The organism is Clostridium sp. LIBA-8553 (genome assembly GCF_057782465.1).
Window position 1 is genome coordinate 2,184,449 of the sequence record NZ_CM173489.1, and the last position, 23,915, is coordinate 2,208,363.

General features: G+C 28.2%; 15 protein-coding genes and 1 pseudogene. 2 read left to right on the forward strand and 14 right to left on the reverse strand.

What is annotated here, in order from left to right; all coding sequences use genetic code 11:
• Positions 1 to 14 precede the first annotated feature (14 nt).
• The 10 genes from AC2JAQ_RS09675 to AC2JAQ_RS09720 form a co-directional block, all read right to left on the reverse strand.
• Complete coding sequence (locus AC2JAQ_RS09675) at positions 15 to 1,382, reverse strand: MBOAT family O-acyltransferase (RefSeq protein WP_488456264.1); 1,368 nt, start codon at positions 1,380 to 1,382, stop codon at positions 15 to 17.
• A gap of 217 nt (positions 1,383 to 1,599) precedes the next feature.
• Positions 1,600 to 2,097 carry a DUF4358 domain-containing protein gene (locus AC2JAQ_RS09680; protein WP_488456265.1) on the reverse strand — a complete coding sequence of 166 codons (498 nt, stop codon included), beginning with the start codon at positions 2,095 to 2,097 and terminating at the stop codon, positions 1,600 to 1,602.
• A gap of 307 nt (positions 2,098 to 2,404) precedes the next feature.
• Positions 2,405 to 3,622 (reverse strand): DEAD/DEAH box helicase, encoded by a 1,218-nt coding sequence (locus tag AC2JAQ_RS09685; protein ID WP_488456266.1) that lies wholly within the window; start codon positions 3,620 to 3,622, stop codon positions 2,405 to 2,407.
• A 20-nt stretch (positions 3,623 to 3,642) separates the two neighbouring features.
• A complete protein-coding gene (locus AC2JAQ_RS09690) occupies positions 3,643 to 3,954 on the reverse strand; it encodes a hypothetical protein (protein WP_488456267.1) in 312 nt (103 codons plus the stop codon).
• 204 nt (positions 3,955 to 4,158) lie between these two features.
• The gene (gene gdhA / locus AC2JAQ_RS09695) at positions 4,159 to 5,505 is read right to left on the reverse strand and encodes an NADP-specific glutamate dehydrogenase (RefSeq protein WP_488456268.1); all 1,347 of its coding nucleotides are present in this window, start codon (positions 5,503 to 5,505) and stop codon (positions 4,159 to 4,161) included.
• A gap of 477 nt (positions 5,506 to 5,982) precedes the next feature.
• Positions 5,983 to 8,067 (reverse strand): cellulose biosynthesis cyclic di-GMP-binding regulatory protein BcsB, encoded by a 2,085-nt coding sequence (locus AC2JAQ_RS09700; protein WP_488456269.1) that lies wholly within the window; start codon positions 8,065 to 8,067, stop codon positions 5,983 to 5,985.
• 22 nt (positions 8,068 to 8,089) lie between these two features.
• Positions 8,090 to 9,352 carry a glycosyltransferase family 2 protein gene (locus tag AC2JAQ_RS09705; RefSeq protein WP_488456270.1) on the reverse strand — a complete coding sequence of 421 codons (1,263 nt, stop codon included), beginning with the start codon at positions 9,350 to 9,352 and terminating at the stop codon, positions 8,090 to 8,092.
• 4 nt (positions 9,353 to 9,356) lie between these two features.
• On the reverse strand, positions 9,357 to 11,015 hold the full coding sequence (locus tag AC2JAQ_RS09710; protein ID WP_488458797.1) for a DUF2334 domain-containing protein: 1,659 nt from the start codon (positions 11,013 to 11,015) through the stop codon (positions 9,357 to 9,359).
• On the reverse strand, positions 11,008 to 11,853 hold the full coding sequence (locus AC2JAQ_RS09715) for a diguanylate cyclase domain-containing protein (RefSeq protein ID WP_488456271.1): 846 nt from the start codon (positions 11,851 to 11,853) through the stop codon (positions 11,008 to 11,010). Before AC2JAQ_RS09715 ends, AC2JAQ_RS09710 begins: the two co-directional genes overlap by 8 nt.
• A 233-nt stretch (positions 11,854 to 12,086) precedes the next feature.
• Positions 12,087 to 12,581 (reverse strand): DUF6106 family protein, encoded by a 495-nt coding sequence (locus AC2JAQ_RS09720; protein WP_488456272.1) that lies wholly within the window; start codon positions 12,579 to 12,581, stop codon positions 12,087 to 12,089.
• Positions 12,582 to 12,813: 232 nt separating this feature from the next.
• Between AC2JAQ_RS09720 and AC2JAQ_RS09725 the strand changes: the two genes are divergently transcribed.
• A complete protein-coding gene (locus AC2JAQ_RS09725) occupies positions 12,814 to 13,839 on the forward strand; it encodes a branched-chain amino acid aminotransferase (protein WP_488456273.1) in 1,026 nt (341 codons plus the stop codon).
• A 46-nt stretch (positions 13,840 to 13,885) separates the two neighbouring features.
• On the opposite strand, the gene AC2JAQ_RS09730 is transcribed toward AC2JAQ_RS09725, so the two are convergent.
• The 4 genes and pseudogenes from AC2JAQ_RS09730 to AC2JAQ_RS09745 all read right to left on the reverse strand — a co-directional run.
• Positions 13,886 to 14,311, reverse strand: coding sequence for a hypothetical protein (locus tag AC2JAQ_RS09730; RefSeq protein ID WP_488456274.1), 426 nt, complete (start codon positions 14,309 to 14,311; stop codon positions 13,886 to 13,888).
• Between the two features lie 22 nt (positions 14,312 to 14,333).
• Positions 14,334 to 14,888: a hypothetical protein gene (locus tag AC2JAQ_RS09735; RefSeq protein ID WP_488456275.1), complete on the reverse strand. Its 555-nt coding sequence runs from the start codon at positions 14,886 to 14,888 to the stop codon at positions 14,334 to 14,336.
• A gap of 276 nt (positions 14,889 to 15,164) precedes the next feature.
• Entirely contained in the window at positions 15,165 to 18,548 is a 3,384-nt protein-coding gene (locus AC2JAQ_RS09740) for a beta-N-acetylglucosaminidase domain-containing protein (RefSeq protein ID WP_488456276.1), read from the reverse strand.
• A gap of 256 nt (positions 18,549 to 18,804) precedes the next feature.
• Positions 18,805 to 22,491: pseudogene (locus tag AC2JAQ_RS09745) on the reverse strand (TIM-barrel domain-containing protein); the annotation flags it as partial.
• A 430-nt stretch (positions 22,492 to 22,921) separates the two neighbouring features.
• Between AC2JAQ_RS09745 and AC2JAQ_RS09750 the strand changes: the two are divergent.
• The gene (locus AC2JAQ_RS09750) at positions 22,922 to 23,872 is read left to right on the forward strand and encodes a fused DSP-PTPase phosphatase/NAD kinase-like protein (protein WP_488456277.1); all 951 of its coding nucleotides are present in this window, start codon (positions 22,922 to 22,924) and stop codon (positions 23,870 to 23,872) included.
• Positions 23,873 to 23,915 lie beyond the last annotated feature (43 nt).

Genomic DNA, 23,915 nt, shown 5'->3' on the forward strand with positions numbered 1-23,915 from the left:
CCTTTCAAATTAATTTAAAATCTAAAATATAAAAATGGATTATAAGTAGAATCAACTAAATATGCTATTGATATTATAAATATCATACTTAAAATAAAACATTCTACATATTTATTTTTCTTTATCTTTTTTTCATAAATATCATTAATAAATTTTGTTGAACCCAATATTGCTATTAAAAATACTAAGAAGTAGTTTCTTAAGTAATACATAAAATCCAAGGACCAATTTAATTGAAACAAGTATTTTATATTTCCTAAATCCTCAAAAATAAAAATCGCCCATCCAAAAACTATAGCAAGTATTCCATATATATGTGATGCTAATTTATATTTATTTAAATATTTAAGCAAATAAAATTTCTCCAATATAATTAAAATAAAAAAATAAAGTCCCCATACTATAAAGTTATATTCGGCTCCATGCCAAAAACCAGTTAAAAACCATACTACAAAAAGATTAAATACTGTTCTTTTACGTCCTAACCTATTTCCTCCTAAAGGAATATATACATACTCCTTAAACCAATTTCCTAAGGTAATATGCCATCTTCTCCAAAATTCCGTTATACTTCTTGATATATATGGAAAATTAAAATTCTGAGGAAAGTTAAATCCAAGCATCCTACCTAATCCAATAGCCATAGAAGAATATCCACTGAAATCGAAGTATATTTGCAAAGAAAATGCTATTACTCCAAGCCATAATAGAGAAGTAGAAACATTACTAACTCCTAATCCTTCAATCTCATTCCATAAAAGTCCTATATTATTTGCTATGACTACTTTTTTTCCTAAGCCTATTATAAACTCTTTAATTCCCTCTTCAATCTGATCCATTTTCATATTTCTACTCTTAAGTTCACTATCTACATCAGTATATCTAACTATAGGGCCTGCTATAAGCTGTGGGAAAAGACAAACATAAGTGCCAAAGTTTATTATATTTCTTTCAGCCCTAACTTTTCCTTTATATACATCAATAGTATATGACATAGTTTGAAATGTATAAAAGCTTATACCTAAAGGAAGAGTTAAATAGATTAAAGATATTGATGTTCCAAAAGCTAAGTTTATATTTTTAACAAAAAAATTTATATACTTAAATAACATAAGCATACCTAAATTAAAAGTAATCGAACTAATTAAAAGTGTTTTGCTAATAAATATTCTTCCTCTATATTTTTCTATCAATATACTTATAGAATAATCTACTATTATTGATAAAATCATTATAAAAAAATATTTTGGTTCTCCCCAAGAATAAAAAAATAAACTTAATATAAGTAAAGTTAAATTTTTAAATTTTTTTGGAGTTAAGTAGTATATAATAAAAGCTATTGGCAAAAATCTAAATATAAACATAATGCTACTAAATACCATTTTAAATCTCCTAAAAATTTAATTTTATATTTATAGAGACTTTTTCTTCTTTTAATTTGATTAGAAGTAGCAGTCTCTTTTTTTATTAAGTCTTATATAGTTAAAAACTTTAAATCCTTTGATTTGCTATATTCTTTCACCCTATAAAAATAGCATTTGATATTACTTAAGTTAATCAAATGCTATTTTTATTTAAAATCAAATATAAAATTAAATATTACTTAAATGCTTCCTCATAAATCTTATTAGCTTCTTCTAACTGATCCTGTGGTAAAACAAATAATGAAACATAATTCCCATTAACTTTTACTTCTGAAGACTTTGCAACTTTCTCTTCCTCTGGATAAAAAGCCTTTCCAATCTTATCTTCTAAAATTTTATCTACTGATTCCTTAACAGAATCCACCTTTCCCTCTTTAGCTTTTACAATTATAATGGCAGAATTTCCTGGTGATATTCCAGTTTCAGCAATTCCATATTCCTCTATATCATCTAAATTTAAATGATAAACTTCTTTGGCTGTTTGCTCATCCACTGGCATAGGCATTCTAACCATATCTGCTTCCACTAGTTTATTAGTCATATCAGAAGCACTCATTGACATTTGAATATTGCTTTGTTCAACCTGAGTACCATCATTATTTTTAGCTCCACATCCCATTAACGTAGCTCCTATCATAGCAGCAGCTAAAATACTTACAAAAAATTTTTTCATCCCTAATTTCACTCCCACATATACATATTTATTATGTTAACGTTATTATACATTATAAGCTAACCCCCTCCAACAGCTTTGATTAATTGTTAATTCTTTAGTAACTTTTCAAGTATAATCCCCCCAAAATTCTCCCTTATGCACCAAATTTTCATTTTGAGTTATAATAAAAAGCACCTTAAGAATTCTTCTTAACGGTGCTTTAAATTAAGGCTACATTTTAAACCATTATTGATTTTTAGATAAGTATTAATATCTAGATAAAACTAAACATTCACCTAAATTAGAAATAAAATCTATAATTAAATTATTTCTTTTTAAATGGCTTCTTTCCCATAGGCTTTTTCTTTCCATTATTACTTTTGCTTGAAGAAGTGTTTTTTACATTTGTCTTATGAATTTCTCCTTCATATAAATATAATCTAGGAATTTTAACCTTTAATTGTCTTTCACATTTTCCAACTATTTTTTCTTCTTTATAATCAGCTAAAGAATAAGCAACGCCTTCTTCTCCTGCTCTTCCTACACGCCCTACTCTATGTAAATAATTTTGAGGATTCATAGGTATATCTAAATTTATTATATGTGTAGCTCCCTTTATATCTAAGCCTCTTGCAGATACATCTGAAGTTATTAAAACCTTTGCCTTTCCTTTTCTAAAATCTTGAAGAGCATTCTTTCTATCCATCTTATTATCACTTCCATGGAGAGAGACTGCATTTATTTTATTATACTTTAACTTCTGAATTACATTGTTTATATTATAACTATTATTTATAAATACTATGATTTTCTCCTTATCTCCAATAGCATGTATAAGCTTTCTTAAAAAATCTATTTTATCTCTTAATTCAACCTGAAAATATCCATGTGATATATTTTCATTAACTTTATTGACAGCTTTTGCTTGTATAAGTTCACTTTCCCCAATTAATTCTTCTGCTGTTTCTAAAGCTTTTTCATTCATAGTAGCTGAAAATATAAGTTTTTGTGTATCTCTAGGACAAGCTTTTACAACACTTTTAACATCTTTTATGTTTATAAAATCTAATAGTTTATCACCCTCATCAATAACTATGGTTTTAATAGTATTAGCTGTTATTTTCTTTTTGTTTATAAGCTCTAAAATTCTTCCTGTAGTTCCTACAAGTATATGTGGCTTATTTTTAAGCTTTTCCATTTGTCTTTTTATATTTCCACTACCAACTAGAGTTGTTGAAGTTATTTTCTTTCCAAGTTCTCTTTTAAGGTCATTTAAAACATTATTTATTTGAACTCCTAATTCATGAGTTGGTGATAATATTATTGCTTGCATCTCATTTTTTGAGTCATCAATATTTTCTATTATAGGAAGTAAATATGCTAAAGTTTTTCCCGTTCCTGTCTCAGCCTTTCCTATAACATTTTTCCCTTTTAAAATTTCTGGTATAGCTTTTTCTTGAATATCTGTTGGATCACTTATATTTAATCCTATTAATGATTTTGCAACCTCTTCACTTAATCCTAATTCTAAAAATTTATTCATTGGCATCCCATCCTTTTATTCTAAAGTTTAACCTTATTATTTTTTAATATATTCTCACAAAGGGTTTCGAAATGAGAAGTGTCTATTCCCTCTTTCTCTAATTTAGAAAGTCTTGCATTTATTCTATCTAGAGTTTCCTTTCCCTCTTTTTTATCTCTTTTCTTAATACATGTATTAAAATAATCAACTAAATAATCTATCTTTATTACTTCATTTGCTAAATCTTCTCTATCATCATTTATAAGTTCTAACAATAAAGAATATACCTTAGGAGAAGTCGAATTTCTATGCATCTTTAAAAAATCATTATTTCTACTAGTTATCTTTGCCATATCTTCTGTTCCTTTCTAAATAAATTATGATTTCACATAAATTATTAACATAACATCATTTAATATATCATAAGTAAAAAGAAAAAAACAGAAGAAACTATATCAAAACTTTAAAGTTTTGATATAGTTTCTTCTTAAAATAATAACAAAAACTGGTTATATTAAACTCATTATTTTATAATTAAAGTTTCAATATATTTTGTCTTATACAATGCCTTGATCTAACATAGTATCTGCAACCTTCTTGAATCCAGCAATATTAGCACCAACTATTAAATTCCCATCATATCCGTATTCAGAAGCTGCATTTCTAGAATTGTAATAGATATTTTTCATTATATCCTTAAGTTTTGAATCAACTTCTTCAAAAGACCAAGACATTCTTAAACTATTTTGACTCATCTCTAAAGCTGAAGTGGCTACTCCACCAGCATTAGCTGCTTTAGCTGGAGCAAATAAAATTTTACTATCAACAAAAAGTTTTTGAGCTTCTAAAGTTGAAGGCATATTTGCACCTTCTCCTACAGCAATTACTCCATTTTCAATTAGAGTTTTTGCACTATTTTCATCTATTTCATTTTGAGTTGCACAAGGAAGTGCTATATCACATTTAATATTCCAAATTCCTGAAAATCCCTCAGTAAACTTAGCACTTTTAATATAATTTACATACTCAGAAATTCTTCCTCTTTTAACTTCCTTAATTTCTTTTACAACTGCTAAATCTATTCCATTTTCATCATATACATATCCTGATGAGTCTGACAAAGCAACTACTTTTCCACCAAGCTCTTGAACTTTTTCTGTAGCATATATTGCAACGTTTCCTGAACCAGAAATAACAACAGTTTTTCCTTCTATTGTTTGCCCATTATCTTTTAACATTTCATCTACAAAATATACTAATCCATATCCTGTAGCTTCTTTTCTAGCTAAGCTTCCACCATAAGTTAAGCCCTTTCCAGTTAAAACTCCAGCATCTACAGAATTTTTAAGCTTTTTATATTGACCAAACATATATCCTATTTCTCTTCCACCAACTCCAATATCTCCAGCTGGCACATCTGTATTAGGACCTATATGTCTATAAAGCTCACTCATAAAACTTTGACAGAATCTCATTATTTCTCTATCTGATTTTCCCTTAGGATCAAAATTTGATCCACCTTTTCCTCCACCAATTTGAAGAGTTGTTAGTGAATTTTTAAAAATTTGCTCAAATCCTAAAAATTTTATTATACTTAAATTAACTGAGGGATGAAATCTTAACCCGCCTTTATATGGTCCTATAGCGCTATTAAACTGTACTCTATATCCTCTGTTAACTCTTACATTTCCAGCATCATCAACCCAAGGAACTCTAAACATTATAACTCTTTCAGGCTCTACCATTCTTTCTAAAATTCCTTCTTCAATGTACTTTGGATTTTTTTCAAGAACAGGTACTAAAGAATATAAAACCTCTTCTGCAGCCGCTAAAAACTCACTTTCTCCAGGGTTATTCTTCTTTAAATCTTCCATTAAATTGTCTACATATTTTTTTACTTCCATTTTAATGCCCCCTTGTTATTTTTGAAGTTATATAATAACTATAGATTCTTAAATCCACCCCATACTAATTTGGATTTTAAGCATTTAACCATAGTTTTTATTAAAATTTAGTTAAGAAATATTATTTTCTTTTAACTAAATCTTATTTTATATTATAGCATAAGATACCATTTATTGAATATTAATCTTAAATATTTAATAAATTAATAATTTTACCATTTATTATATTTTAATTAATCATTTTTATCGTTAAAATAGCTTAATTTCGACTCTATTTTTACTTATATCACACCTATTCCTTTTATTGTGAATTAGCTTTAATTCTTTAAAAGAAACAGGTTTTGAAAAATAATATCCTTAAAAGAAATCAAATCCTATACCTTTTAATCCTTAAAATTGTTCTTACTTTACTTATAATTTATTATAAGTAAAGAAGGCAATGGTTTTAACATTGCCTTCTTTATGTAAAGTTTAAATTTACTTGTTTTTCTTATATTTCTTTCTTATTGTTATCACTGAAACTATAAGTAAAATACCTATTACAGCTACAAATCCTAAAAGAACTTTTCCCTGTGTACTAAGTATTTGTTTTTTATTAACTTCCTCTTGTTGAACCTTACTATTTTCATCTTTTAAAAATGTTGTATTACCTTTTTGATCTATTAGCACGGCTTTTCCTTCAAGTTTATTTATTAAAGCTTCATCACTTAAATATTCTTCTGCATACACAAGTGATTTAGCATTTGGAGCAGTTATAACCATAACTCCATTCTCATTATTAAAAGTTGACTTGCACAATTGTATAGAAGAAATTTCTTTAGCGTAGTCAGGATTCATGTTTAACTTATCATTTCCTTCAAAAGAAGTAAAATCCTCATTAAATTTTATTGGTAATGAGTTATTAACATCTTTTATAAGTGGATTCTCCTCTGGGGTTCCTATAAGTATAAGATTCTTTTTCTTCAAATCATCTGTTAAGTCTGAATACTTAACCACTTGGATTTCCCCACTATTTCCATTTATGTTTCTTCCAATATAAGAACTAATATCTAATCCCATATTCAAGTATTCTAAATTAGGTTTATCAGGAAGAACAATAACAGTATTATTTATAGAATTATTTTTTAAAAATGGATATGGTAAATATTTTAAGTCATAACCAGTTCTATCTGTAAAGGAAAGGTTTAAATATGAATCCTTTGAAACAAAAGCCCAAGGAGTTTGTTGTTCTGTAAAATCACAATATTCATCTTTCATCTCTAAATCAAACCTTACCTGAACGTTTAGAGAAGAATCGTTCCTAACTTCTTTTGGTATTTTAACTTCTAAACTATCATTATCAGCATTATCAGCAGAAAGCTTTTTACTTCCAGCAGGCACTCCATTAACTAATACCGTTAAAAGTGACTTATTAAAATCTAGATTCTTAGAATATTTAACCTTTGTCACTATGCTTGCTTGGTCATTTAACACTCTATTTTTTGGAATACCTACACTTAAATTCATTGTTTGTTTAAATGGACCTTCCATAAATGCATTATCATATCCAAGATTTTCAAAGGTCATTTGTACTCCATTATTAGACTCTGGAGTTATAACTTTCATATCTTCATTTATGAACATAACATTATTAGGCTCTTCTTTAATTATATTTTCATTTCCTAAAGCCCTAGTTGCCTTAGTAAGAAGTTTAGGATTGTTACTTATTACTAATAGTAATCTTTTTTCCTTATTATAAGGAGATATAACTTGTTTTATAATAGCTTCATTATCTAATCTCTTTTCCTCTTCTCCACTTAAAAGACTTATAAACTCTTTAGGAGTATTTCCTTTAGTTCCAATGAAAATCAAGTCGTCATTTGAATCTTCCTTAATCTCTGAAAAAGTACTTATACTACCATGTAACTCATCACTTTTTTTCAAAGTCCCTAAAGAACTTCCAACATACATAGCTGCAGTAGCCTCATCACTATTATAATTATCTGGTAAGCAAACTTTAAAGTTTCCTTTTACATCACTACTTTTTAAGTAAGGATATGGATAATATTGAAGTGTCGCTGGAGAGTTTAATTCCTTAAAATCAACATGAACAAAGGAATCTTTACTATAAACAATCCAGTTTGCAGGGTTACTATCATCAGTACAAGGAAGATCACTTATTCTCCTTGCTGATTTTATAGTAACTTGATTTACTCCTTCTTTTAAAACATCCTTTGGTATAGGAACTTTCCATGTCTCTTTATACTTAAACTTTCCATTTAATTTTGTTGAACTTATTGGTACATCATTTATATATACTGTAAGAGTAGATATATCATCTATTAAAAGTTCACTTTGAGTAAATATTAAATTTAAATAAGCATCCTGAACATCCCACATTTTGCTTATATCAAAATAAATACTTTCTGAAGATATAACACTACTTTCTTTATAATCACTTCCAAATATAAAATTTTTACTTAACACATTATCATAATATTCAGATCCATAGGCCTTAGTAGCAAATAAGTTACTTGATAGTATAAAGCTACATATTAAAAAGGAACTAATTATTTTTCTCATTCATATCACCTCTAATCTTCTGTTAATCAAATCTCTCTGTTTTATACCACTTAACTTCTCTTTTGAACAATTTATCTTTAACATATTGAATCATTGCATTTATGGTTACAATTAACCAAAGTTGTGAATATGTAAAATACATTATTGCAACTAAAAAGATATTTTCAATGGTTCCTTCACCTTTTTCTATAGTTAAAGTTATTGAAACTTCCAATATATATAAAACGTAAGCCAATACCCATAATAGAATGAAATTGGCGGAAACCGTAACCTTTAAATCTGTAAATATTCCTAGTATAAATAAACTATCAGATATAATCACAGATGCTAAAAATAAAAAATATACTGTGAAAAAGTATGATATATCGAACATTACTGTCTTAGGATTCCCCTTAAATATTGTTTTGATATATTTAGCTAAAACATATATATTTCCCTTCGCCCATCTCGTTCTCTGTTTAAACCATACTTTTAAAACTTGTGGCTCTTGTTCCCATGTTACCGCTAAGGGATGAAAGGCTATCTTATATCCTAATTGATATATTCTAAAACTTATTTCTGTGTCTTCTGCAATAGCTTTAGTATCCCATCCACCAAGTTCTTCTATTATACTTCGTCTTATAACAAAATTAGTTCCTGGAATTGTACATAAATTAAAAAGTTGCCACCTACCAGCTTGTGCAATCCATTGAAAACTTAAAGTTTCTATATTTATAAATTTAGTTAAAAGATTTCTCTTCTTATTTCTAGTTCTAAATTTTCCTATAACAGCCCCTAAAGTTCTATCTTTATGAATCCTAGTTATTAAATGTCTTAAAGCTAAACTTTCCGCTGTATTATCAGCATCATAAATGGCAATATAATCTCCAGTAGATTCTTTATATCCCAAATTTAAAGCATTAGACTTTCCTTTTCCACCTGTTACACTATCTGTTGTTATTATTTTAAATGTGCATTCTGGAAAGTCTCTTTTGGCTCTTTCCAACTCTTCTCCTGTATTATCACTTGGATTATCATTTATGACTATAAGTTCCATCTTATCCTTTGGATAATTAAAAGAAAGAAGTGATTTTGCTGTCTTATATATAACTCTGCCTTCATTATGAGCTGGAACTAATATTGAAACTGTAGGACATTCGCTATCTTTAAGAAGAGGAAATTTTTTATTATTTATATAAGAATAATATTTATAGCCTCCTAAAGATAAAATTATATTTATTAAAAGCAATACCCATATAGAGGCTAAGGAATATAGAAATAAATAATTTACTACTGTATTACTCATATTATCACCTATAAAACTTTTTCTTTCCTTTTATTTTGAAATTTATAAAAATTATTATAAATACTATAATAAATCCTCCAACAACTATAATTAATATATTATTTATATTGTTTATAAGTTTATTATTACCTTTACTTACATTATCCCTTTGCTCTTTATTTAATGAATCTTTAGAATAATTTATTGAAACAACACCATCGCTAGACTTAATATCTATACCTTCCCACTTAACCCAATTGTTATAATCTTTTAGATTTAAAAACTCAACATTTTTTGATTTTAAGAAATTGATTACCTTCTTTAAGTCATCCATGCCTACGAAAGAATGATAGAAGAATCCTCCTTCTGGTGCTCTAACTATATTTAAAATATCAAAATTTCTTTGAAAATTACTAAACCACATTTCATCATTAGGATCTACATACTCTAAGTTTTCAGGTATTAACATGTTAAAACATTCTGTATTCTTTAATATATAAGGATACGATGTTGTTGTAAAATTATCATCGCTACTTTGATATTGTCCAACATAAGTTGAAAAATATTTTTTAATCTCCTTATATCCTTTTGAATCCATGCCATAATGTGGTGCCTCAAATCCTAAAGGATAAATTCCATTTTTTACACACTCTTTTATAGCATCTCCCATATTATCGTGTATATATGTACTTAAATCCCAATTAACAGGTGAGTTATTCTCTCCATCCCAAAACTCAAAATCCTCGTCGTCATTAGCACCTTTAAATCCACCATGGTCATATCCATGCAAAATTACACTTCCTCCTCTATCCTGCATGTATTTTATTGTATCAACAAACTCTGGCATATCAGAAAGCTTAGTTACATGGCCTGTTTTTAAATTTTTATATGTTGGTATAAGAGCTATAATAAATGGTATTCCTTCTCCATATAGATAATCAGCCATTTTTCTTAACTCATTTGTATCTCTAAAAAGATGAACATCTTCTATTCTTACAAAGATTTTTGGTTTTCCTTCTCTATTTATTTGAAAAAAATCATTTAAAGAATCAGCTAACATGAAAAGATTCATAGTTTCATCTGGTAAAAGAGACATATGATATAAATTCTCTTTAATCCATATATTAGGATACTGTTCTCTCCCATCACTAACATATGAATATACTTTATCAACCTCTTTAGGATTTATAACTACTGAATCAATATTTTTACTTATGTAAAACTTCTTTGTTTCATCATGATTTTTAAAATCATTCCTATTATAATTTACACTTTCTATGTTTAAATTTTTAACTATATATTCTAAGTTATATTTTTTTAGGTCCATATATTTTTCCAAACCAGTTCCTATAAAATATATCTTACCCTTATAATCATTTAAATCCTTATTTAACTCCCTATTTTCTATATTTCCATCTATAGATATCACCATTACACAATTGTAGTTATTAATATCATCCTTTTTATAATCATGGATATTCATAGCTTCAGCTTTTTTATTCCCATAAGCTCCTAAGAGTTCACTTACAGAGTTTAAAATATTATAGTTTAAAGAAAAAATAGTTTCCTTATCATATAATACTAAAACCTTCTCTTCTTTGCTTAATGCCATAGTTTTTTTAAATGGAACTACCAAAAATATTAGAAATACTGATAAAAAAAGTGCTAAAACTTTTTTATACATCAAACTCTAATTCTCTTTCAGCTATTTCTTTAAATTCTATGGCATTTTTAATATTTTCATCATACTGAGCAATTCCTATTTTAACTTCTAACATAATACTTTCATCTTTATTTTTAACTCTCTTACTTATATTTTGAAGTTTCTCCTTTAATCTTTTCTTAACTACTTCTGCCCCTTTTATATCTGTTTCTTCCATTAGTACAGCGAAATAATCCTCTCCAAATTTATAAGTTATATCTTCATTTCTAACTGAAGAACTTAATGCATCAGCTATATCAACCTCTAGCTCTTTTAAACTATTTGGATCTAATATGGATTTAAATTCATTAAAATATGGAAAAGTTATAATCATAAGTGTTAAAGCATAGCCTCTTCTTTTAGCCTTACTTATTCCTCTTCCTATATCTTGATAAAATCCTCTTAAATTACTTAAGCCTGTTCTTTTATCTATTGTAACTAAACTTTCATGTGATTCTTTAATTTTCATATACTCTTCTTGAATTTGATTTAAAATTGTTGAAAAACATCCTATAGTTATAGTTATTATCGGAATAAAAATTATCCATATGTACACATTAGGACTTACTTCTTCTAACTTTACAAAGTTATTATATAAGTTTAAGGATGCATATATAAATATTGTTATTATACTTGAAATTATAGAAAATATTGATCCCTTTAAATATGCAAAAAAAGAAATAACGATCATTATACCTATTAATATAAAATCTTCTAAATTTAAACTTTGTAACCTTAAAGAAAGTATTATAAGAAGTATAGATACTTCTAAAAGTAATGATAAAAATAAACCATCTAAAACTTTACATTTATTTTTCAAAAAAAACACCTCCTATTAAATAAATTAAATAAAATTTCATATATTTTTTACTTAATAATAATTCTTATATGCTATTTTTTCAATAGACTATGATATTCATTAAATAATATGTTTACATAATTAATATTTTATTTATAATTTATATATGGTAAGTATATTTTATGTATTTATCTTATAAAAAAATACCATGATTTCAATTTATTAAAATCATGGTATTTTTATCACATTTTATATTATCTAATAACTTTTTGAGGATTTGAAAAGAAAAATAAATCAAGCATTTTCTGATCTATTAAAACTTCATATGCAACCATTTTTGTTTCCCATCTTACTACTATAACATAAACTTTTTTCCCATCTTGAACTTTATTGTAGCATTTTTTTATCTTTGCATTAGAATATCTTTTAAGTTCACCATTTCCTAAAGGTGCCACAATTTCAGCTTCTCTTAAATTTATATTACCCTTTACTTTTCTTCTAACTCTCTCGTAAATAGCACTTATCTCAAGTTCTCCATCAGTAAATTCATAATCATACTCAACCATAGATAGTCTTTTTGCTATAAAAAGTGGTAAACATATTATTAATAAAAAGATTAATGCCGGTATTAATCCTACAAACATGAATATTCCTGCTGCAAAAAATAAAGATATAATCATAACTGGTGTTATTAGTTTATGTAATGCTGATTCTTCACTTCTAATGCTTAATTCGTAAAATTTCTCCATACCCTTCTCCCTCTTCCATTTGTTTTTTCTTACATTATATCATAAAATTTTCTTTAATTTCATATAAGAGGATAATAATAAATATTAATTTTTTGTATTATTTCCACATTATTTATTTTTAATTTTAACATTAAAATAATTTTATTTTGCAATTTTTGTTTTTTAATCTTTCATTTTTCTATGTAAAGTGATAAAATTAAAAAGTATTAAACTTTGATAGGAGTGTTAAACTATGGATAAAAAGACAGCTATTGATTGGAACAATCTTGGTTTCTCTTATATGAAAACAGATTACCGTTATATTTCTCATTATAAAGATGGTAAGTGGGATGAAGGAAAATTAGTTACAGACAACAAATTAAGCATAAGTGAAGCTTCAACTGCTCTACACTATGGTCAGCAATGCTTTGAAGGTTTAAAAGCTTATAGAAGAAAAGATGGAAAGATTCAACTTTTTAGAGTAGATGAAAATGCTAAAAGAATGAATAGATCATGTGATAAACTTTTAATGCCTGAAATACCGGTTGAAAAGTTTATAGATGCTTGTATGCAAGTTGTTAAAGCTAATGAGAGATTTGTACCTCCATATGGTACTGGTGCAACTCTTTACATAAGACCTTTCATGATAGGTGTTGGTGATAATATTGGAGTTAAATCTGCTCCTGAATTTATATTCTCAGTATTCTGCGTTCCTGTTGGACCATACTTTAAAGGTGGAATGAAACCTGTAAACTTTATGATTGCAGATTATGATAGAGCTGCTCCTAAAGGAACTGGTGCCGCTAAAGTTGGTGGAAATTACGCAGCAAGTTTAAAAGCTCATGAAATAGCAGCTAAAAAAGGATATGCTGACTGTATATACTTAGATCCAGCAACTCATACTAAAATTGAAGAGGTCGGTGCTGCAAACTTCTTTGGAATAACAAAAAAAGGTGAATTTGTTACTCCATATTCAGAATCAATACTACCTAGTATAACAAAATATTCTTTAATGCAAATAGCTAAAGATTATTTAAAAATGCCTGTATTCGAAAGAGATGTTTTAATAGATAATTTAGATGAATTCGCTGAAGCTGGTGCTTGTGGTACAGCTGCTGTTATAACTCCAATAGGAGGAATAGAATATGAAGATAAACTTCATGTTTTCTATAGTGAAACTGAAGTTGGTCCTACTACTAAAAAACTTTATGAACTTTTATCTGGAATGCAATTTGGAGATGTGAAAGCTCCTGAAGGTTGGATATTTGAAGTTAAATAATATATAAATAAGAGGGAACTAATACTCCCTCTCTTTTCTTATTTTTCTATTCAATAAAACTTTCTTTTATTTTACTAAGTAACTCATTATATCTATTCTCAGAATCTACTACTCTAAAAGTTTCATCCCCCACTTTGATAAAATCATCCATTAATGAAACTCTAATATATTCTTCTCCCATATATATATTATACTCATTTAAATTTAATGACTCTTTAAGAGTTCTAACTATTTTTATTTTCTTAATATCATCATATAAAATCTTTATGTTTTCATCATTATCTATTTTATAATTATTAAACTCTGAACTACCAGATTCATTCTTTTTCTTTTCTGTAATCACTATAAATTTTGGATTTTCACTTAACATATTAAAAGCAGCCTCTAGTTTAATTGGCATAAAAAAATATGAACTAATAATAATTGCTATTATTATAAAAAAAGTAATCACTAATTTATTAAGAAGCTTCATAAATCCCCTCAAAATCAATTTCTTACTTTAATACTATTCCTCGTACGTTTAAATTATGCTTTTTCGCTAAACCTTTATATGTTTCTAGAATATATTTTTCTTTAAAGAACATAGGAAAACTCAAATTATAATTTCCCCATATAGTCATAGGATTTTCCGTAAAATATACTGTACAAAAAAATAATTCTCTTGTATTTAGTCTAGTTATAAATGAAATAAGTTCCTCATTCTCAAGCTCAAAGTAAACACTTTTTATCTCTCTATTGTTTATATTTCTTATTAACATCTCTTTATCTTTTTCTCCTAAGTCTCTTAAAAGCTTTTCTTTACTTTCATCATCTAAATTTTTTATGTAAAAATCTATTATTATCTTTCCTTTATTAAACTTTAATGCCTCTTTAAAAAAGCTAATAAAATCTTCTTCTTTTTCTTCAAATGATTCATTGGTGTCTCTATGCTCTAAAAGACCATTAGAATATTTATCAAAACCGTCTAAGATATTATTAAATCTTATATTTACCTTCTTTTTAAACTCCTCTTCACTTATGGATTTTAAAATTTGATTCAAAAATAACACTCCTTTAATTTAACTTATTATGCTTATTATACACAAAGCTTATTTTATCTGGCTATATGATTATATACTTTATCCTTTAATATATCTCCTTAAATTACATTTTAAAGGCTATGTTTTTACTAAATTATTATTTTTTATAAACTTTAAGCCATAACTTAATTTTGTAAATCAGCATTAATTAAGTTCTCCTTATAGTTATATATAAAAATTAATAATAATTTAAAACATAGCCTTCCTTAATTTATTTTAAATATTTAATTTTAGTCCATATTAAACTTATCTTGCAGTTCTTATTGTTAATGACTCTTTATTTGACAACTCTCCATTAGAGTACTTAGCAGCTATTTTAAAGTTATAAATAGTATGTCTATTTAATCCCTTAAAAGTATAGCTTGTTTCATTTGCTGGAACTTCACCAACCTTCTTTCCATCCTTATAAAGAATATAACTTTCTAATCCGAATGAATATTCTGGCGCTTCCCAATTTACAGTTACATCTTTTTTATTAATCTCAGATGTCACAAAATTTCTTACTGGATTTACTACTATTTCCTCTTGAGCTTCTCTTTCTCTAGCTATAATCTCATATATTTTTGGCGATGGTTTTGAAGCATCAAATTCAATTTTAACTTCAGTTATAACATCATTTACAGTTAAAGTATTTAACTGTCTATTCAAAATTCCTACTTCTTTCCAATTTCCATCTAAGCCCTTAACACTTATTTTTGCTTCAGATATCCTTTCAGCATCTTGTAAAAACATTAACTCTTTTACATTAGTTATCTTAGTCATTTTATAAACCAATGCATCTCCTTCAGCTACAGTATCAGACTCATAAGCTGTTGATAAATCTCCATCATATAAGTTTTCAAAATTACCTAAAGGTGTTCCATTAACTAAGGATACTGAACTATCTCCCATATCTGGTACAGTCTTATTAAACTCTATTTCATGTATTTGAACCCAGTAGCCATCATTTTCTCCTTTAGCTTCAATTCTAATATATCTTGCTACTTTTCCTTCTGCATTAGCTTTAGCTACTTTTTTTCCACCCTCATCAGAATATTGAAGCTCTCCTAAAGAAGTCCAACTAATACCATCTTCTGAAATTAAATACTCAGAATTTCTCATATAATCAGTTTGTGCAAAATGAGTTTTTATATCGTATAAAGGTATTGGCGTACCTAAATCTACCTGTACATAATGACCATTTCCTGTTGCTTTATCTGACCAATATTTAGTATCCATGTTTCCATCGATAGCTTTATCTATAGTATAATTTTGATAAGCTCCTATATTTTCTTTTATTGTTGGTTTAGCTTTATAAACTGGTAATAACTCTAATTTATTTAAATTTATAGTTTTAGGAGTTTCTGAAGTATTGACAACTCTTACAAAAGTAGAATCTAAAACTTCATTTACACTTAGAATACCATCCTCTAAATTAGCCTCAGCATTATTCCACTCCAATCCATTTAGAGAATATTGAATTTCTAACCCCTCATAACTATCTGAATTTAAATTTATTTTTCTCAATTTTAATGCCTTAGGAAGCACTATTTCAATATAATCATTTTCCTTTAAATTTAAATTTTCAATATTTGATACACTAAAATTACCATTTTCAAATATAACCTCTGTATTTTCAATTCCTTCAACTGAAGTATTGAATTCTGCATTTGAATTTGGTAATAATGAATTACTAATAATACTTTTTGAGAAATCTACAGATTCTTCAACTAGAGGTTTAAGCCTTTTCTCTCCAACAGCAACTACATTCTCTTTTTCTCCATCTCCCTCACCGCTTATAATCTTATAAGTGGTCATTAGCTCAAGTTTTTCCTCAGCAAGATTACTTTTATTTAACCATTCTTCAACATTTCCTTCTTCGGCAACAATTATAGCCTCCATAGCTGCGACACCTGCTTCTCCTAAAGCTTTGTAGGCATTTAAATGTTGTTTTATTTCATCTAAAAGATTCTCATTTGTAACTTTAGAAGTAATACTTTCATAATCAGATACTATTAACTTAAATTCCTCCAATAAAGCTTTTGCAGCTTCTAATGTTGATTCTCCATTTGCTATAGCATTTTTTAAAGCATCTATTTTATCTACTAAATACCAAGATTCATCATACTCAAAAGGACCACTTGCTCCTCCATCATCTTTTAAATAACATGTATTAGAAGCAAATCTCATAAACTCTTCTTTTACTTCTGGTACAAACTTTTCTATAGAAGTTTCCCAGCTTTTCATATAATCAAACTCATCAGTATTCCAAGTATAATCAGCTATACTATATAAAGCTACCTTTGAAGCTTCAGCTTGATTCATTGGATTTGAGAAAAATCCACTAACATTATCAAGATCTTGGTTTAAATTGTGAAGTGGGGCCATTAATATTCTACTATCACAATAATCATTTACAGGATAGTTCCACCAAACAGCTACATCCTTATCAACCCCAGTTTGAATTTTAGGCCATTCAAAAACTTCTTTAGATACATTTGACATCGTCGCATGACCTGTCCACATTACTTGTATATCTTCATGTAATGTTTGCATAAAAGGCTTAAAATATCTTTCCATATTTGGTCCCCACGCTGAATTATATCTTGCAGATATAACTATCATAGGGGCTACATCACCCTTAGCTTTTACAAATTCTGTATCTATCCTATTAATCCATTCTGCTTGCATTTTTCCTCTTGACCAGTCATCTGTATCATCAAAAAGAACTCCAAATTGACGAACTCCTAAATCATAAAGTTGTTCAAATTTATTAATAAGAGCATCAAAATCCTCATCAGTAAATTGAAGAGTAGCTCCTGGATGAATTGTCCAGCAGAAATTAAAGTTATTTTCTGCCCCTGCCTTAGCAAGCTCAGCAATTTGCTTTGCCTCCTGCTCTGGATATAAATCCTTCCAATTTAATCTATGGTAAGGATCATCCTTAGGCGCATAGATATAAGTATTCATTTTGTATTCACTAGTATCCTTCATTAAGTTCATTCTATCTTCATGACTCCAAGGTACTCCATAAAATCCTTCTATAAATCCTCTAAACTCTATTTCTGGATAATCAGTTACAACCACTTCAGCAAACTTATTCTCATCATTAGATTGCTCTAAAATTTGGCTTAAAGTTAAAACTCCATAATAAGCACCATCTTTATCTGAACCTATTATAGATATATTTCCTTTTTCATTAATATCATTACTTGTTTTTAATACATAACCTTCTTTATGTGTTAGAACCTCGCTATCTTCTACTTTTCCATCAGAACAAACCTCACAGTGATCACCCTCTGAAGAAACTATAATATTAGCCTTTCCTTCTTCAATATTTTCTGACACATTGAAAGGAATATTATTTTCATTTAAAGCTCTCTCAAGTCTTTCAGAAGTCGCTGTTTCTTGTTCACCATGATAAACTATGTTAACTTCTCCCTCTAAACTCATTCCTTCAGTAGAAGAATGTTCTAAACTTTGAGGTACTGGATAAATTTCAGCTTCAACTCTAGTATTCCCTTCACTCTCTTTACTTTCCTCTCCACTATAGCTTGCAAAAGCAGTAACAGAAGTTGTTGTTATTACACTCACTGCACAAGTAGTAGCTAAAGCACTTTTAATAAGCTTTTTAATCTTTTTCTTATTCATTTAAATTCTCCTCTCCAAAAACATTTAATATTTTTACTTGCAAATAATGACTAACCTTACTTACAACTTAAAAATCCAAGTAATCATTTTTAAAGAAATTTATATAAATTTCTCTATAATATTACTCTCCAATATATAAATATATTCTTAAAATTGTTAAAATATGTCTTAATATAGTTTTAAAACGAACTTTTTTCTTTATAAAAATAAAACCTCACTCTTTAATCAAAGAATGAGGTTTTTAATTATTTTTTGATTATCTAGCAGTTCTTAAAGTTAAAGATTCTTTCTTAGAAACTTCTCCATTTGAATATTTTGCTGCAACTTTTAAATTATATATAGTATGTCTATTTAATCCACTAAATGTGTACTCTAATTGTTCTTTAGATATTTCCCCAACCTTTTTACCATCTTTATAAAGAACATATCCTTCTAATCCAGCTATATTTTCTGGTTCTTCCCAAGATACTTTAATACTCTTCTTAGTTACCTCTTCTTCTTTAAAGTTTCTAACTGGACTAACCTTAATCTCTTCTTTAATACCTAATAGATCTATATTTCTTAAAGACGTATCTATAAGTACTGACTCCAATAAATCAATTTTAGTATCCATATCTTCCTTCGCTCTTAAAGTAATAGTACCTAAAGTAATATCTCCATCTATAGGTGCTTCATTTCCATTTTTAGTAGCTCCAATTGATGCAAATCCATCCTCATTTTTAAGACCCAAAGTCATACCTTCTGTATCTTTACTTAAAGAAGCATCAATAAACTCATACTTTTCTCCATCCTTTATAACTAAATCAAAGGCATACATATCTTTTATTTCATCACCATAAACAGTAGCTGTAAATTCCTCTCCTGCTTTAACTTCTTTTTTATCAAATTCTACTCTTAAATTTCCTTTTCCTTCATTTCCTGATGGAATTAAAGTTTCCTCAACTATTGAAGCTACTCTTGCAATATCATAAGCACCGATTCTTCCATCCTTATTAAAGTCAGCTTTTGATACATATCCCCAGTCATTATCACCTTCTCTTACTCCAAAATAAAGCTTCATAAATCTTAAGTCATTTAAATCAACAACTCCATCACCTGTTACATCTCCAATAACTTTGTTAGTTTTAAATATACGGAACTCCTTCATTCCAAAATCTTTTCTTCCACCATTAACTTCTAATACTTCTACCTTAATTCCTTTTGCTTCAAATGGTTCAAACTCTATATTAGTTGCTCCCTCTATAGCATCTATAGTATAATTGTCTAAAACTTTTTCATAATTTTCTCCATCCATTGTTTTATATAAATTAAACTTAGTCATCGTATTAGCTATTCTAAATGGAGTATGCTCTATCATTCCAATTTCTTGAATATCATTAAACATAAAAGTTAAACTCTGTGGAAGGTACGGATTAGTTTGTGTTGAATAATAAGATGTTTCTAAATCATCATCAATAGCTTTTTCTATATTATAAGATGGATGAAACTCTGTTTCTGCCTTTGTTTTACTCATATCAAACTCACTAAGCTTTAATTGGTTATTATATTTATAAGCAGTTGTAGTTGCTTGTATTTCTTCACTCCATTCTGAAGCTCCTAAAGCATTAACTGCTCTTACTCTGTAAGTATGAGTTGAATTATACTTTAATTCCTTGTGAACAAAAGGTTCCTTTACTCCTTCAAATATTACTCCATCTATTAATAAATCATAAGATGTTGCATTATTAACATCATTCCAAGATACTGTTATAGTTGTATCTGTTACATCTGTTGGCTTAAATCCTTTTGGACTTGTTGGCATCTCTAATCCATCTGTAGGTTCTTTAGGTTTATCATTATTAAAGTTTTCAATTTCAACAGAGAATGTATTTCTTATAGACATAGCTCCTGTTTTAATATGAAGCACTCCACCAACAGGACTATCTTCTTCAAAGAAATAAACAGGTTCTTTTGAAGCTTCATATTCCTCCATAGAAGAAACCTTAGTTATCTCCTTAGCTTCTTCTCCTTCTACTTTTAATGTAACTGTTCCTGGATCTACCTTGGTATGAACTGTAAACTCATTCATTCTACTCTCTTTAATTCCATTATAAGTTCCCTCTGTAGCATTAACTGTGAAAATAGCACTTCCTGTTCCTTCTACTGGTGCACTAGACTCTATTAAACTCTTAGCGTATTCTCCTTCTCTATGCTCCTTAGTATTACCATCATCCTCATAAAGTTCAAAGCTTGTATCACCTGATGGATAAATATCAAAAGTTATAGGTCTATTTTCATCTGGAATTATTTGAGCATCATAATTTCCTTCTGGGTACATAGGAATTATAGCTCCATCCTTAACGAATAAAGGTAATTTCCATAATGGAGTTTCAAAATTATTTATAGCTCTTCCACCAGTGTATTGTTCACCTGTAAAATAATCTATCCAAGTTTGATTTTCATCTGGAAGATATATTCCATCCTTAACCTCAATGTCTTCGTAAACTGGTGCCACTAAAAGATTATCTCCTAGCATGTATTCATACTTAGTTCCATCCCCTAAAGTATATGAATCATTTGAGTAATCCCACATTAATCCTCTAACTATTGGAGTTCCCTTAGTATGTGCCTTATTAGCATAAGTGTACATATATGGTGTCATTCTAGACTTCAATTTTAGATACATTCTATTTATACTTGTGTATGGTTCTCCCCAAGCCCAAGGTTGCTTATCATTATTAGCCCAGCCAGACATATTTATCATAATTGGAGTAAATGCTTTCCACTGTAAATCTCTAACCTGAGTTTCTGCGGAGCCACCAAAAATACCATCTACATCTGATCCTATAAAAGGCATTCCTGACATTCCAGATCCAATATAAGTTGGAATGTGCATTCTAATATATTCCCAGTTTCCTGTTTGGTCCCCAGTCCATGGTGCTGCATACCTTTGAGTTCCAGCCCATCCACAAACAGTCCAAACATATCCTCTACTGTCTGAGTTATCTTCTATTCCATCATAGGCTTTCTTAACTCCATCTAATGCAAACTCATATCCTGGCCCAACCCAAGCAACATCTGTTTTAACCATTCTTGTTCCAAATTCGCCAACTTCTTGAGCTATCTTATTAACATCGTTCTCAGTCCAAAGACCCACTTTGAATCCTAATTTTTCTGCATTTTGAACAAAACTTCTTAAATCTGTATAACCACAGCCATATCCATCATTAGGAAGCATCCATCCCCTAGGCATATCTAATTCTTCATATTTTTCTGCAATCTTTAATGCATCACTCGTTTCTTTATAACAATCTGCATCTCCTATACCCAATCCCCATCTAGGCATTAAAGCAGGTCTTCCAGTTAATTCTGTATATTGATCTAATATTTCCTCATAAGAATCTCCTGTAAAATAAAAAGCATCAAACCTTCCCTCATTATGTGAAAGTACAGCTAGGTCATCTTCAATAAAATTATAGTCCCCTGGTTTAAATGTATTTCTCAATACCCCATAATTTTCTGTACTCATATAAAAAGGTACTGGATTTGAAACAGCGCCATCATTCCAATGAGATGCTAACAATTCAACATTAACATTTGTTCCTTTATGTGAAAAATAACCATTTTGAACTCCCCCACCAAAGAAATGTTCTTCCTTATCAGATACTAAAGTTTGCTTAGTGGAATTCTCATTATATTGTAATGGCTCTGCCTCTTCCCAAATAACACTTTCATTATTAACATCATACAAAGCTAGTTTAAAAGGACTCTTATAAACTCTTAAGGTCGCCTCTTCTGTTTTCAACTTATAATAATCACCCTCATCACTTTGTTCTATAGATATATCACCGTACTGAGCATCATATTCTTCTCCTGTTTTATCTAAAATCTTTCCACTAGTTGGATCATCAAAGTCCCCCTGTGGATCCATCCAAACTCTGAACATATCATTTCTATAAAAAGTTATCTTCACAGTCTCAGGATTAAGTTTTATTGTCGCCGTATCCCCTTCAACGCTTAGCTCAGCAACATCTCCCAATGCAGTATAAGCTTCATCTGCTTTTACTTCCATTGGTTTTTGTATAGTAAGCCCACTAATTAAAGTACATGAAAAAGCTGCTGTCATTAAAATTGCCATAAGCTTTTTTCTATTCACAGATTCTCCCCCTTACTAATTGTATTTTTTACATATCAATATATAAATATATGCTATTATGTTAAGTTCTATGAGTAATAAATTAGTATACAATTAAACTTTTTATTTTATAATAATTTGCATGTTAATATTTAATACTAATAAAATTAATATTATTTCTTAATACATATAAAAGTTATTTAATGCCATACTAAATTTATTAATTATAATAGAAAATATATGTTGAGGTGATTTAACCGTGTTTAAGTTTTTAAAGAAAAACGCTTTTATTCTTTTTTTAATATTAAGTATTTTAGGTGGTTTTTTAGTTAATGATAATTTATTTGTAGATGCTGAAGAAAATGATGTACATCTAGTTTTAGATACCAAAAACATTACTAATTTACCTCATAATTTTCGCACAACGTCAAATTTAGATAATTTAGAAAACATACCTAATCTAAACCTAAAAGGATTAGATACTCTTAATAGTTCAGGTAGTCAACAATTTTCGCCTGAAAATTTATCACTTATGGTAAATGAAATAAAAAGTAATCTTCCAATAACCATTGTTGATTTACGCCAAGAATCCCATGGTTTTATCAATGAATATCCTGTCAGTTGGAAAAATGAAAAAAATAATGCTAATGCTGGCTTAAGTAAAAAAGAGGTTATTCATAATGAGATAAATAAATTAAATAATATTCCAATAGGAGTGCCATTAAAATTTTTTAATCATCCAGAATTAAATGTTGTTCCCAAAGAAGTTTTTTCAGAAAATCAATTAGTTAAATCTAATTCAATGTCTTATGTTAGAATTCCTGTAACTGATGGCAAACTTCCTACTGACGATATGGTAGATTATTTTATTGAGTATATAAACTCAATGCCTAAAAATACTTGGCTTCACTTTCATTGTAAACAAGGGATAGGAAGAACAACAACCTTTATAATTATGTATGATATCGCTAAAAACTATAAAAATGCTACTCTTGATGAAATAATACAAAGACAATTAGCACTTTCTGGATTAAAAGAACATAGCATAGCTTCTTTTCCAACTAAAGAACGCTTAGATTTCTTTACTAATTTTTATAACTATATACAAGAACAAGATGGCAATTTCAAAACCACTTGGAGCGATTGGCTTAAGAAAAATAATACACCTATTACATTTAATGAAATTAACAAATTTAATATCTGTGCATAACTAATAAAAAATATAGAAGAGACTTTTTATAAGCCTCTTCTAT